General features: G+C 65.2%; 13 protein-coding genes. 10 read left to right on the top strand and 3 right to left on the bottom strand.

Annotation, left to right across the window (positions count from 1 at the left end):
• The 3 genes from LJ362_RS00860 (at position 1) to LJ362_RS00870 (ending at position 2,699) form a co-directional block, all read left to right on the top strand.
• Positions 1-699 carry a helix-turn-helix domain-containing protein gene (locus LJ362_RS00860; RefSeq protein WP_264800297.1) on the top strand — a complete coding sequence of 233 codons (699 nt, stop codon included), beginning with the start codon at positions 1-3 and terminating at the stop codon, positions 697-699.
• Between the two features lie 329 nt (positions 700-1,028).
• A complete protein-coding gene (locus LJ362_RS00865; protein ID WP_264800298.1) occupies positions 1,029-1,970 on the top strand; it encodes a hypothetical protein in 942 nt (313 codons plus the stop codon).
• A 228-nt stretch (positions 1,971-2,198) separates the two neighbouring features.
• Positions 2,199-2,699, top strand: coding sequence for an NADPH-dependent FMN reductase (locus LJ362_RS00870; RefSeq protein WP_264800299.1), 501 nt, complete (start codon positions 2,199-2,201; stop codon positions 2,697-2,699).
• A gap of 183 nt (positions 2,700-2,882) precedes the next feature.
• Here LJ362_RS00870 and LJ362_RS00875 read toward each other — a convergent pair whose 3' ends face one another.
• The 3 genes from LJ362_RS00875 to LJ362_RS00885 form a co-directional block, all read right to left on the bottom strand.
• A complete protein-coding gene (locus LJ362_RS00875; RefSeq protein WP_264800300.1) occupies positions 2,883-3,212 on the bottom strand; it encodes a putative quinol monooxygenase in 330 nt (109 codons plus the stop codon).
• 82 nt (positions 3,213-3,294) lie between these two features.
• Positions 3,295-4,080 (bottom strand): SDR family oxidoreductase, encoded by a 786-nt coding sequence (locus LJ362_RS00880; protein WP_264800302.1) that lies wholly within the window; start codon positions 4,078-4,080, stop codon positions 3,295-3,297.
• 154 nt (positions 4,081-4,234) lie between these two features.
• Positions 4,235-5,062 carry an IclR family transcriptional regulator gene (locus tag LJ362_RS00885; RefSeq protein ID WP_264800304.1) on the bottom strand — a complete coding sequence of 276 codons (828 nt, stop codon included), beginning with the start codon at positions 5,060-5,062 and terminating at the stop codon, positions 4,235-4,237.
• A gap of 112 nt (positions 5,063-5,174) precedes the next feature.
• On the opposite strand from LJ362_RS00885, the gene LJ362_RS00890 reads away from it, so the two are divergent.
• The 7 genes from LJ362_RS00890 to LJ362_RS00920 all read left to right on the top strand — a co-directional run bounded on the left by LJ362_RS00890 (position 5,175) and on the right by LJ362_RS00920 (position 12,135).
• Positions 5,175-5,750, top strand: a complete 576-nt coding sequence (locus LJ362_RS00890) for a hypothetical protein (RefSeq protein WP_264800305.1) — start codon at positions 5,175-5,177, stop codon at positions 5,748-5,750.
• The gene (locus LJ362_RS00895) at positions 5,750-7,369 is read left to right on the top strand and encodes a GMC family oxidoreductase (protein ID WP_264800306.1); all 1,620 of its coding nucleotides are present in this window, start codon (positions 5,750-5,752) and stop codon (positions 7,367-7,369) included. The genes LJ362_RS00890 and LJ362_RS00895 overlap by 1 nt, the downstream gene beginning before the upstream one ends.
• Before the next feature lie 264 nt (positions 7,370-7,633).
• On the top strand, positions 7,634-8,194 hold the full coding sequence (locus LJ362_RS00900; RefSeq protein ID WP_264800307.1) for a dihydrofolate reductase family protein: 561 nt from the start codon (positions 7,634-7,636) through the stop codon (positions 8,192-8,194).
• A 209-nt stretch (positions 8,195-8,403) separates the two neighbouring features.
• Positions 8,404-9,162 carry an HpcH/HpaI aldolase family protein gene (locus LJ362_RS00905; protein WP_264800308.1) on the top strand — a complete coding sequence of 253 codons (759 nt, stop codon included), beginning with the start codon at positions 8,404-8,406 and terminating at the stop codon, positions 9,160-9,162.
• A gap of 128 nt (positions 9,163-9,290) precedes the next feature.
• A complete protein-coding gene (locus tag LJ362_RS00910; RefSeq protein ID WP_264800309.1) occupies positions 9,291-10,736 on the top strand; it encodes a dihydrolipoyl dehydrogenase family protein in 1,446 nt (481 codons plus the stop codon).
• A 22-nt stretch (positions 10,737-10,758) separates the two neighbouring features.
• Positions 10,759-11,700 carry a phosphoglycerate dehydrogenase gene (locus LJ362_RS00915; protein WP_264800310.1) on the top strand — a complete coding sequence of 314 codons (942 nt, stop codon included), beginning with the start codon at positions 10,759-10,761 and terminating at the stop codon, positions 11,698-11,700.
• Between the two features lie 39 nt (positions 11,701-11,739).
• Positions 11,740-12,135 (top strand): MmcQ/YjbR family DNA-binding protein, encoded by a 396-nt coding sequence (locus LJ362_RS00920; protein WP_264800311.1) that lies wholly within the window; start codon positions 11,740-11,742, stop codon positions 12,133-12,135.
• Positions 12,136-12,146 lie beyond the last annotated feature (11 nt).

Here is a 12,146-nt window from a genome sequence, read left to right on the forward strand (position 1 = left end):
ATGAAGAGTTCTGACCAGGTGCCGGCGGAGATCGGAGTCATCGACCGCAGTGCGGCCATCCTCGAAGTCCTCCAGGACTCGCCGATGACAGCTGCGGAGGTGTGCCGCCGGCTCGGGTATTCGAAGTCGACGACCTACCGGCTGCTGACCGATCTGCGGGCGCACAAGTTCATCGTCCGGGATTCCTCGGGGCTGCTGCGGTTGGGTCCCTTCCCGGGCCGGCGCAGTATCGCCACGACGAACTCGGTGCTCGATCATCTGCGGACGATGACCGGGGAATCCGTGCAGCTGTGGGTCCGGGTGGGAGAGGATCGTGTGTGCGTTCGCAACGTCGAAGCCGATCATGAGCTGCGAGTCTCGCGCGGAGTCGGGGCGGTGCTCCCGCTCGTCGACGGCGGCTCGGCTGCCCTGGCGCTGTGCGGGCCGGGAAATCCGGCGGAGTTCTACGCAACGAAGCAGGCCCGGGTGGCCGGGACCGCCTCGGCGAGTGTGGCCTTCACCGTCGGTGCGATCGTATTCGCCCTCTGTGTGTCCTACCCACTGACCCGGGAACCGGACAACGTCGCCGGGGCCTATCGCGGCCTGCTCAGCCGGGCCGCCGTAGAGCTGCGGGCGCTGCTCGACGGCAGTGAGGAACTCGAGGTGCTGCGCGATATCGCCCGGTTGGCACTGGGCGCGCGGAAGCAGGCGGGGGAGTAGGGCTGTTCCCTCCTGCCGGAGGGTGCGAGTGCCCACTCAAGCGCTGATGCCTGTGGGTAGAGCAAGCATTTCCGGTGGAGGCCTGGGCATCGGCGGGAAAAGAATGTCGGTTTCAGCTCGGAATCTCTACATTCTTCTCCCGGGAAATCCCGGAGGGTCTGCCTGAAGGCCCGGTTCTGGCGGGAAGGGAAGGTGGCGTCACTCGCGCGTCGAAGAGCTGTGCACGGATCCGGACTCGCGTGTCGGCGTCCTGTGGAGACGTCAGCGGCGTCCACAGGGTGGAACTGGGTGCCTTGCGGTCAGGAGCGTATCCGACTCTCCTACTGGTCATGGACCTCCTCATCGAGCATCGCAGCTATCCGTCACTCTTCAGAACCGGAGAGGCCGAGGAACGGGGGATCAGCCGGCATCATCTGCGGTATGACCCGCGGTTCAGTGCCGTCACGGCGGGCATCCGCCGGGATGAGGTGAGATGTGTCGAGCATCCGACTCCGAGCTGGGCCGACGAGAAGTGGATGGAGGAGAGCCTTCGGCTCAGGGCGATGACCATGGTCGTTCCCAGGATCGTCGCAGGAGGCGCCACGGCAGCGCGACTGTTCGGTTTGCCACTGCCGCACAGACTCATCGATGAGCACCTGCACCTGGTCACTTTCGACCCGGGCAGAAAGGTGGCGCGGAAGGGGATGACCGTACGCCGCCACGCGCGTGAGGAAGCCGGGTACTGGCTTGAGCTGCCGATGCATTCGCCGGTCGGGGTCTTCCTCGATCTCAGCGCCGAGCTGACCCGTGACGAGCTCGTTGCCCTCGGTGATGCGATCGTCGGCGGGTGGCACGGGCCGCCGCTGTGCAGCCTCGAGTTCCTGAGGACGAAGAGCACACAGCGGAATTACCTGAGACAGCGAGCGCAGGTCGAATCAGCACTGTCACTGATCAGGGAAGACGTTGACTCGCCGCAGGAGACGAACCTTCGACTGTGGGCACTGAGCCGTGGACTGCCGGAACCTGTGGTCCATCCACGGGTCTACTGTCGTCTGCTCAACCGCACAGTCGAGCCGGATTTGGGCTATCCCCACGTGAAGTTGGCGCTCGAATACGAAGGTGAACACCACCTGCTGTCCAAATCACAATGGGCAAGTGACATCACCAGAGACGAGGCTCTGCGGCACGAGGGCTGGGAGGTGCTGAGGGTGACGAGCCAGATGAGCAGGGCGGAGCTTGAGCGGAAGATTCGGTATCACCTGGAGCAGAAAGCTGGCGGTGGCGGCAGGTAGCAGGTAGTTCGCCGGAGCAGGATCGGTCCGATTCTGCGGGAGCAGAATGTAGATTTTCGCGCCGTGAAACGACAATCTGTTCCCGCAGATTCGGGGAACCATGTGTGCGATCCCGAGCATCGCTGCGATGACGCCAGATGAACGACAGCGCTTTCGCAGCGGCTGACCGCTTCTAGTGTGGGTGTCTGGGCGCAATGACCCGGTGAACACTCGAGGAGAGGACCCCCTATGACCACACGCATCGCCGTCGTCGTCGGCAACCCGAGCCCCAACTCGCGCACCCGTCAGGTGGCCGAGGACCTCGCCGCCAAGATCGCCGAGGTGACCGGATCCGAGATCGATGAGACCATCGAACTCGCCGAGGTGACCGACCAGATCTTCGAGTGGAAGTCCGACCGCCTCAACACACTCACCGAGCGTCTGGCCACCGCCGACTTCGCCGTAATCGCCACCCCGACCTACAAGGCCAGCTACACCGGACTGCTCAAATCCTTCCTCGACCGGTACGACGCTGGCGGTCTGCATGGGCTTACCGCGATCCCGGTCTTCACGATCGGGTCCCCGGCGCACACGCTCGCGGTGGAGACGACCCTGCGTCCGCTGCTCGTCGAACTCGGCGCCAGTGTGCCCACGAAAGGTCTGGCGTTCCCGACCGCAGAATTCGATGACCGCGCGAGCGTGCTCGACGAATGGGTCGAGTCTCAAAAGGCATACCTGCCGCAGAGGTGAGCCTTCAGCTTGATGAACCTGCAGCGGCTCAGTGCAGGGGCCGAGCTATTGCAGGTTCACCAAGCTGGTGAGTTAGCCGGTGCCAGGAACGTGGCGCGGGCCCGCTGAACGCATCAGCGGACCCGTGCGGCTGTCTCGGCGAATGAGGTCGTCCCGATCGGGGACGGCCGCCTCGATGAGGGATCAGTCGATCTGCAACTCTCCCATGGCGTCCCAGTCATCGCCGTCGATCTGACGTGAGATGATCTTCGGAGTCGCGGTGAGCGCGCTGTGCATCGGACCGCCGTCAGCGGTCGCGGCCTGGAAATGGTCGGACTTCACATGAGCCTCGGCGGCGTCGTCATCGAAGGCCTCGACGAGGACGTACTCGTTCGGGTCATCGAGGCTGCGCGACCATTCGAACCATTTGTTGCCGGGTTCGGCCCGGGTCGCCTCGGTGAATTCGCGGGTGATCTCGGGCCACTGGTCAGCCAGTTCGGGCTTGACGGGGAACTTTACGACGATGAAGATCATGTCTTCTTCCTTCTCTCTGTGGTTGTTCTCTCGGGTAGAGTTGTGGGTGTGGCGGTGTCGGTTTCTGCTCTCAGCGACAACGTTACGAGAACTGCATTCCGCCGTCGACGAGCATGGTCTGTCCGGTGATGTAATCGGAGTCCTCGCTGGCGAGGAACGACACGAGGTTCGCGACGTCCTCGGGCACGGACACCCGGCCCATGAGGATGTCACCAGCATATTTCTTGATCGCCTCACCTTTCGCCAACCCCTCCTCGGCGGCGAGTTTCTCATCGATGAGATCCCACATCGCGGTGCCGACGATGCCGGGCCCGTAGGCGTTGACGGTGATGCCGTGCTTGGCCCACTCCATCGCGGCGCCCTGGGTCAGTCCGCGCACCGCCCATTTCGTCGCCGAATACGGTGACAGCAGCGCGAAGGGACGGAACGCGACGATCGAGGCGGCGCCGATGATCTTGCCGCCGTTGCCCTGCTCGATCATCTGCTTCGCCGCAGCCTGATACGACAGGAAGACGCCGGTGAGATTGACGTCGACGATCTTCTCGAAGTCGGCCTTCGAATAGTCGATGAGCGGCTCGACCTGAGCGATTCCGGCGTTCGCGACGAAGACGTCGAGTTTTCCTCCCGCATCGACGGCAACCTCGACGAGGCGGCTCAGTGAATCCTCGTCCGTGACGTTCACCTCGGCGCCGGTGGCCCTCCCACCTGCACTTTCGATCGTTTTGATGGTCTCCGCCACCCCATCCTGCATGCTCGGCAGGTCCGCGACGATGACATGATGGCCATCGGCACCGAGCCGCTGGGCGATGCCCTGACCGATTCCCTGTGCCGACCCCGTCACCACTGCGACGCTGTTGCTCGTGCCCATTTCTCCTCCTTGAGTTCTCAACTGTGAGCGAGCACGATCATTCTCAGCAGAGTCGGCAGCCGGAGGACACGGCTCTTCTCATGTGGCGATAAAGCTGGGGGTTCAACGTGTCCGGCTGCGGGGAATAATATGGCCTCCGTCGGGAGTCCGCGGCTCAAACGTGTCCGGCGACGGGGACGGTGACCGACCCGCCGCGCAGGTAGCTCGACGCCAGGCCCGCATGCTCGCGCAGGGTCGTTTCGACCTCCTTTGCCCGACCCGCCATCTTCGACGAGGGAGTGCTGATCGCCATCGCGCCGACCTGCATTCCCGTGCCATTGCGCACCGGTACGGCCGCGCAGGTCTGACGGGGCAGGAACTCCTCGTGCTCCCATGCGATTCCACGGGTGGCCACCTCGGCAAGGTGGGGGTCGAGGGCCTCCCGGCTGATCATCGTCTGCGGGGTGAGCACCTTCATTCCGCGCGCCTCGAGGTAGTCGGTGCGCTGGGGTTCGGGCATCGCGGCCAGGAGGATCTTGCCGAAAGCGGTGGCGTGCGCGGCCTCGTGGAAGCCGAAGCGCAGGGGCCGCAGGCGCGGATGCTTCTCACAGTCGGAGCAGTAGGTGAGGATGATGTCCGAGCCGCGGTAGATCGCGAAGTACGCGGCCGTCCCCGAAGCCCGGTGCAGCTGATCGGTGATCTGGCGAATCGGATGCGGGGCGACGAGACGCTGCTGGAACGACAGCCCGAGCTCGAAGCACTTCGGACCGAGCTCGAACTGTTTGGAGTCCTTGAGGTAGACGAGATACCCCGCCGAGGCGAGCTCGTTGAGGAGCCGGTAGACGGTCGGCAGCGGGATCTCGAGGCGGGAGGCCACGGTCTTCGCGGCAGCACTGCCCGAAGCGGCGACGGCCTCCAGGACGGAGAGGGTTCGTTGGATCACGGCACTGTTGGACACGCGGTCTCCTGACTGTGCGATCGCCTCGGCGATCGACTTTTTCATGTGGTGAGAATGAGGATAGTCCATGGTGTCGCAGGTCACATAGATTGCTCATGTCAGGACAGTGGCGGGCGTGCGTCGATGCGGCCTGCCGAGTGGAGCAAAGGAGCATCCGATGGCATTCCCTGCAAAATACCCATCGCTGAATGCGATGGAGATGACGGACGAGGCGAAGCAGACCCTCATCCGAGTGCTGCGCGTGGCATTCCCGCATGCAGACTTCCCTGATGGGCCGTATATGCGCACCGCGGAGAAGATCCTCATCGCCGCCGACGAAGAGACCTGGTTCCGGGTGGCCCTCATCCAAGGGCTGCTGTCGTTGGATCAGCTCTCCGACGGTGATTTCTGCGGACTCGATGACGACTCCGCGCTCAAGGTGCTGCGCCGGGTCGAGTCCACCGAGTTCTTCGGCTTCGTCCGCCGCACCGCCGTGCTCAACCTCTACGACGATGTCGAGGTGTGGGAGACGCTCGGCTACGAAGGACCCTCGTTCGACAAGGGCGGTTACATCAACCGCGGCTTCGACGACCTCGACTGGCTGCCCGAACCGCGGATCGTCTACCCCGACGACGAGCCGCTGCCCGAGCTCGGCGACGGGGTTATGGCGGTCCGCAGCGGCAGCGCTGCCGGTGACGAGTCGACCAATCAGCCCGCGCCGCAGAGCTCCGAGATGGGTGAGGTGAAGAAGTGATGACACAGGATCAGAATGCAGGGCAGGACCAGAACGCAGGTCGCAGCGTGACAGGTTTCAGCATCGACCCCGACGAGGAGGCCGTCGTCATCGTCGGCTCCGGCGCCGGCGGGGGAACGTTGGCGTACGAGCTCACGGCGAAGGGCATCCCCGTCGTCGTCCTCGAGGCCGGGCCGTATCTGCGCAATGAGGACTACGTCAACAACGAGTGGGAGGCCTTCAACCAGATGGCCTGGCTCGACCCCAGGACGACGACGGGATCGTGGCGGATCGCCCGCGACTTCCCGAACCTGCCGGCCTGGATCGTCAAGGCCGTGGGCGGAACGACGACCCACTGGTCGGGCGCGACCCCGCGGTTCAAGGCTCATGAGTTCAAGGCCCGCAGCGTCTACGGCCGCATCGACGGCGCCAACCTCCTCGACTGGCCGATCACGCTCGAGGAGCTGGCCCCGTACTACGACCGGGCCGAGAAGGCGATGGGCTCGACCCATGTCCACGGCCGGAAGCCGCTGCCGGCGAACAACAACTACAAGGTCTTCGCGGGAGGGGCGAAGGAGGTCGGCTACAAGTTCTACGCCACCGGCCCGTACGCCACGAACGCCGAAGAGTACGACGGCCGCCCCGCCTCCATCCAGGACGGCTTCAACTTCCAGGGCGATAAGAACAAATCCAAATGGTCGACCCTGGTCAGAGAGCTGCCGCGGGCTGCGGACACCGGGCTGCTCGATCTGCGGCCAGAGTCCCAGGCAGTGCAGATCACTCACGATGCCAATGGTCGGGCCGACGCAGTGCTCTACCTCGACAAGGATGGGAATCTCCACCGGCAGGCCGCGAAGATCGTGTGCGTGGCCGGCAACTCGATCGAGACGCCGAGGCTGCTTCTGCTCTCCGGGACACCGTCCTTCCCCGACGGGCTGGCTAACTCGTCCGGGCATGTGGGGCGGAACTACATGCGTCACCTGACCGGCACCGTGTGGGGCCACTTCGACAAACCCGTGCGGATGTACCGCGGGGAGACGATGGCCGGAGTCATCGCCGATGAGTCGATCCATGACCCCGACCGCGGATTCTCCGGCGGCTACTACATGGAGACGATCTCGCTGGGTCCGGCGTTCATGGCCTCCTTCGTCGAGCCCGGCGGCTGGGGACCGGACTTCGCGGCGCTGCTCGACCGGTATCTCAACACCGCGGGAATGTGGATCGTCGGCGAGGACATGCCGCAGGAGAGCAACCGGGTGACGCTGAATACGACGGTCAAGGACACGAACGGTCTGCCCGTGCCGAACGTCCACTACGATGATCACGCCAATGACCTGGCGATGCGCGAACACGCCTACGCCGCAGGTCAGAGAGTCTACGAGGCGGTCGGAGCGCAGACCTCCCACCACACGCCGCCCTATCCGTCGACGCACAACCTCGGCACCGCGCGAATGAGCGAACGTCCCGAAGACGGAGTCGTCGACAAATGGGGCCGGACCCACGACGTGAAGAACCTCTTCATCTCCGACGGATCGGTCTTCACCACCGGCGCCGCCGCGAACCCGACACTGACGATCGTGGCGCTCGCGATCCGGCAGGCCGAATACATCGCCGAGGCGCTGCGGACTGGGGAGGTGTGAGACCGGCTTCGGTCGTCACAGCCTGGCCGGCTTCGGCTCACACTTCAGCTTGGTGAACCTGCAACAGCTTGGTCCCTGCGCCGAGCTGCTGCAGTTTCACCAAGCTGGTAGTACTTGCGGCGGGGTAAGCGGGAACAGCAGTCGGCTCGAATCGCCGCGTGATCGGCGTCGGTTCCGTCAACGGATGGAACCGGCGCCGAACTGCTGCAAGAGCGCGTCGGACCAATAGGATGAAAGAGAGACGCATCAAGGAGGAGACTGCCTGTGGCACGTACCGTCTATTACACCGCGACCACGCTCGACGGGTTCATCGCGGACCCGAACGACTCGCTCGAATGGCTGCTGCGCCAGACCGAGGAGCCGCCGGATGACGGGTTCATCGACGGAGTCGGCGCAATCGTCATGGGCGCGACGACGTACGAATGGGTGCTGCGCAACCTCGACGGACCGTGGCCCTACGAGGTTCCCGCCTGGGTGATGACCCATCGGAAACTCTCCCTGCCCGAAGCCGAGACGGACGGGAAGACCCCCAATATCCGATTCGCCAAGGGATCGGTCTCTGACCACTATTTCGAAATGTGCACCGCCACCGGCGACCGTGACCTGTGGGTGATGGGCGGCGGCGACCTCGCCGGGCAGTTCGCCGACGAGGGACTCCTTGACGAGATCATCACCTGGACCGCGCCGGTGGTCCTCGGCAAGGGACGGCCGCTGCTGCCGCGCCGCCTCGACCTCGAACTCCTCGAAGTCGGGTCCAGCGCCCCGTTCGTTATCGCTCGCCACCGAGTCATCGGCCCCCTCCTCGAAGACAGTTCGGCAGAGTGATGCTTCTCGAGGACGGCTGAGGGCTCGCCCGCATCGTCCATTCGCCGAGGAAGGACGACGTTTCGTACGGGAGGATCCCAAGTACGGTCGGGTGGGCCGCCTCGGCGAATGGACGATGATTCATGCGTACCGGTGGACCGCCTCGGTGAGGTTCATCCGGATATCGGGCACCTCTGGTGGCCGGGCGGGTTCCGTGATTCGATGCAGTCATGACTGCTGCGATTGAGAATCATCGGGCCCGCCTGCGTGCGGGGGAGATCTACAACGGACTGTGGATGATGTCGACGAGTCCGGAGCTGGCGAAGGCCGGGTCGGCGGCCGGATTCGACTATGTCTGCCTCGACCTGCAGCACGGGCTGGTGCGGCCCACCGACGTGCTGCGACTGACCGACGCCGTGCGCGCCAGCGGGGATGCGCTCGTGACCGCGCGGGTTGCGGCGAACAGATTCACGGAGATCGGGGCGCTCGCCGACGCTGGAGTCGAGGCGATCATCGTTCCGCTCGTGTCCTCGGTCGAGGAGGCGCAGGCCGCGGTGGCCGCGCTCGACTATCCCTCGCGGGGCGGGGATCGTTCGTGGGGACCGACAGCCGAGATCATGCACGGCGCCGTGCAGGACACGCGGGATGAGCGGCCGCTGCTGTTCGTCATGATCGAGAACGAGGATGGCTTGGCCGCGGTCGAGGACATCTGCGCCGTGCCGGGAATCGACGGGGTGTACGTCGGTCCGTCCGATCTCGCGTTCGCCGTCGGTGCGCTGCCCGGGCAGCACAACGAGGCCCACGCCGAGGCGCTGGTGCGGATCCGCACGGCCGCCGATGCCGCCGGGGTGGTTCCGGGAATCCACTGCGGCGACGGTGAGGAGGCGAAGCTGCGCAAGGAACAGGGCTTCCGCTTCATCACGTCTGCCGGTGACTTGGGAGCCGCAGGCCGAGCCTTCCGAGAGGACCTGGCAAACGCCCGCTCCTAATTGCTACCTGACGGCGGCCCAGCAACCTCGCACGAGGTTGCTGGGCCGCCGTCAGGTAGCAATAGGGGTGGGGATGGTGGTGTGTGCCCGGGCGTAGAGTGACAGGCACCGACTCGAGAGGACAGAGCATGACCGCAGAGACAGTGACACAGCAGAGCACCTCGACCGAAACCACTCCCTCCTCCACATCCGCCGGCGCCGACCACACCGAACACGTCGACCTCCTCGTCATCGGCTGGGGCAAGGGCGGCAAGACGCTGGCCGGCACCATGGCCCGCGCCGGCAAGAAGGTCGCCGTCGTCGAACAGTCGGAGATGATGATCGGCGGCTCCTGCATCAACATCGCCTGCATCCCCACGAAGATCCTCGTCCACGACGCGGAGAACAAACGCGCCGATGACGACACCGACGAATACTTCGCCAAGGCCGTCAAACGCCGCGACACCCTGACCGGCGCGATGCGGAAGAAGAACCACTCGATGCTCGCCGACCTCGACTCGGTGCTGCTGGTGGGCGGCCGTGGCGAGTTCACCGGCGAACGCGAAGTCCGAGTCACCGGCGGCGCCGACACCATGACGATCACCGCCGACACCGTCATCGTCAACACCGGATCCGTCGCCAACATCCCACCCATCGACGGCGCGCAGCTCGGCGGCCGCATCCACGACTCCGAATCGCTGCAGCACGTCGACCCGTTCCCAGGTCGCCTCGTCATCGTCGGCGGCGGGTACATCGGACTCGAGTTCGGATCGATGTTCGCCCACTTCGGTTCGCAGGTCACCGTCCTCGACCGCGGGCCCCGCCCGCTCGCGAATGAAGACGACGACGTCGCCGAGGTGGTCGCCCAAGCCCTCGCCGACGACGGAGTCACCATCGTCAACGACGCCTCCGTCACTGCAGTCAATGACGGCGCTGACGCCGCGACCGTGACCTATGAGGTGGGCGGTGAGACCAAGACCATCGACGCCGAGGCGGTCCTCCTGGCCGTCGGACGCAAACCCGCGACCGCGGACCTCGGCCTCGAGAAGGCCGGCATCGACACCGACGACCGCGGGTTCATCGTCACCGATGAGCACCTGCGAAGCTCCGCCGAGGGCGTGTACGCGTTCGGCGACGTCAACGGCGGACCGATGTTCACCTACATCTCCCTCGATGACAACCGGATCCTCGCAGACCAACTCCTCGGCGAGGGCAAACGGTCGACGAAGGACCGCGGATCCGTGCCGCACACGATGTTCCTCACCCCGCCCGTCGCCCGCGTCGGCCTGACCGAGAAGGCCGCTCGCGACGAAGGCTATGAGATCAAGGTCGGAGCGAAGCTGCAGGCCGATATCGCCGCGGCACCGCGGGCGAAGATCGAAGGCGACCCGCGCGGAATCGTCAAGTTCGTCGTCGACGCGAAGACGGACCTCATTCTCGGCGCGGCGCTCGTCCATGTGCACTCGCAGGAGGTCATCAACACCGTGGCGCTCGCGATGCGCCACGACGTCACCGCGACCGAGCTGCGTGACACGATCTACACGCACCCCTCGGCCACCGAGGCGCTCAACGAGGTGCTCGGCGCACTCAAGTGAGGGCCGCGATAGGCTCACCATCATGAGCCGTCGCATCGTCATCACCACCGATTACCTGGAGCCCGGCGACAGCGTCGACCGGCTGCTCCGGGAGAACGGGCTCGATCCCGTCTACTCCCCGGCGGCCGGTCCCCGCACCGAGGATGAACGGCGCAACCTCTTCAACGGCGCGATCGGCGCCATCGTTGCGAGCGAACCGATCACCCGTGACATGCTCGCCGAGGCAGCCGACCTCCGGATCCTCGCCCGCAGCGGAGTCGGATACGACTCCGTCGACACCACCGCGGCCCAGGAGTTCGGCATTCGCGTGGCAAACACCCCCGGCGTCAACCATCACGCCGTCGCCGAACTCGCGCTCGCTCTCATGCTCAACTGCGCCAAGCACTTCAGTGACGTCATCAGCGGCGTCAACGCAGGTCAGTGGCCGCGCACCGCAGGCACGGAACTGCGCGGCAAGACGCTCGGCGTGATCGGCTACGGTCCCAGCGGAAAAGCGATCGCGCAGATCGGCGCGGCCCTGGGGATGCGCGTCATCGTGGGCACTTCCCACCCCGACACCGAGGCGGGCCCGAGCATCGAATTCGCCGACGTCGACACCGTCGTCACGGCCGCCGACTATCTCACCCTCCACGCCCGAGCGACCGGCACCCCGATCATCGGGGCCGAGCGATTCGCGGCGATGAAGGACACAGCGTTCCTCGTCAACACCGCTCGCGGGTCACTCATCGACGAGGCAGCCCTCATCAATGCTCTCGACCAAAGTCAGATCGCCGGAGCGGCCCTCGACGTGCTCGAGACCGAACCGATGACGAAGGACAACCCGCTGCGGAACTTCGACAACGTCTGGATCACCTCCCACTTGGCCGGGCAGACGGTCGAAGCCCGAGAACGCGCCGGGCAGGCCGCGGCCCAAGCCGTCATCGATGTAATCGACGGAAAGGAACCCGTCGGACTCATCGTCTGAAGAGTCCTATCCTCACCTGCCAACGCGTACCGTTGACTCATGGCGCATCCGCAGATGTTCGATGACGACGACCCGATGCTCGAGCGGGTCCGCGCGATCGCGCTCAGCCTGCCCGAAGCGGCCGAGAAGATCTCGCACGGCAGACCGGCCTTCTTCACGAAGAAGATCTTCGCCCACTACGGCGGCACCGAGAAGCTCGTGTCCGGGGAGATGGTGCAGCACCCGCAGGCACTGCTCGTCCTGCTCGACCACATGGACGCCGAGGTGGTGCTCGAACGTTCGGATTGCTTCGTCCCGATGTACCTGGGCCCCTCCGGCTGGGTCGGACTCGGACTCGACGATCTCGACGACGAGGAGCTGCGCGAACTGACCATCGATTCCTATCGGAACACCGCCTCGGCGAGGTTGATCTCAGCGCTCGACACTCAGGAATGAGCCTCAACCCC

The organism is Brevibacterium sp. JSBI002 (assembly GCF_026013965.1).
GTDB lineage: Bacteria > Actinomycetota > Actinomycetes > Actinomycetales > Brevibacteriaceae > Brevibacterium.

What these genes read in the sequence shown, in the direction of transcription:
- LJ362_RS00910 (WP_264800309.1), top strand. Translation starts at nt 9,291, where the DNA reads ATGACCGCAGAGACAGTGACACAGCAGAGCACCTCGACCGAAACCACT.
- LJ362_RS00920 (WP_264800311.1), top strand. Translation starts at nt 11,740, where the DNA reads ATGGCGCATCCGCAGATGTTCGATGACGACGACCCGATGCTCGAGCGG.
- LJ362_RS00885 (WP_264800304.1), bottom strand. Translation starts at nt 5,062, where the DNA reads ATGAAAAAGTCGATCGCCGAGGCGATCGCACAGTCAGGAGACCGCGTG.
- LJ362_RS00865 (WP_264800298.1), top strand. Translation starts at nt 1,029, where the DNA reads ATGGACCTCCTCATCGAGCATCGCAGCTATCCGTCACTCTTCAGAACC.
- LJ362_RS00880 (WP_264800302.1), bottom strand. Translation starts at nt 4,080, where the DNA reads ATGGGCACGAGCAACAGCGTCGCAGTGGTGACGGGGTCGGCACAGGGA.
- LJ362_RS00870 (WP_264800299.1), top strand. Translation starts at nt 2,199, where the DNA reads ATGACCACACGCATCGCCGTCGTCGTCGGCAACCCGAGCCCCAACTCG.
- LJ362_RS00890 (WP_264800305.1), top strand. Translation starts at nt 5,175, where the DNA reads ATGGCATTCCCTGCAAAATACCCATCGCTGAATGCGATGGAGATGACG.
- LJ362_RS00860 (WP_264800297.1), top strand. Translation starts at nt 1, where the DNA reads ATGAAGAGTTCTGACCAGGTGCCGGCGGAGATCGGAGTCATCGACCGC.
- LJ362_RS00905 (WP_264800308.1), top strand. Translation starts at nt 8,404, where the DNA reads ATGACTGCTGCGATTGAGAATCATCGGGCCCGCCTGCGTGCGGGGGAG.
- LJ362_RS00915 (WP_264800310.1), top strand. Translation starts at nt 10,759, where the DNA reads ATGAGCCGTCGCATCGTCATCACCACCGATTACCTGGAGCCCGGCGAC.
- LJ362_RS00895 (WP_264800306.1), top strand. Translation starts at nt 5,750, where the DNA reads ATGACACAGGATCAGAATGCAGGGCAGGACCAGAACGCAGGTCGCAGC.
- LJ362_RS00875 (WP_264800300.1), bottom strand. Translation starts at nt 3,212, where the DNA reads ATGATCTTCATCGTCGTAAAGTTCCCCGTCAAGCCCGAACTGGCTGAC.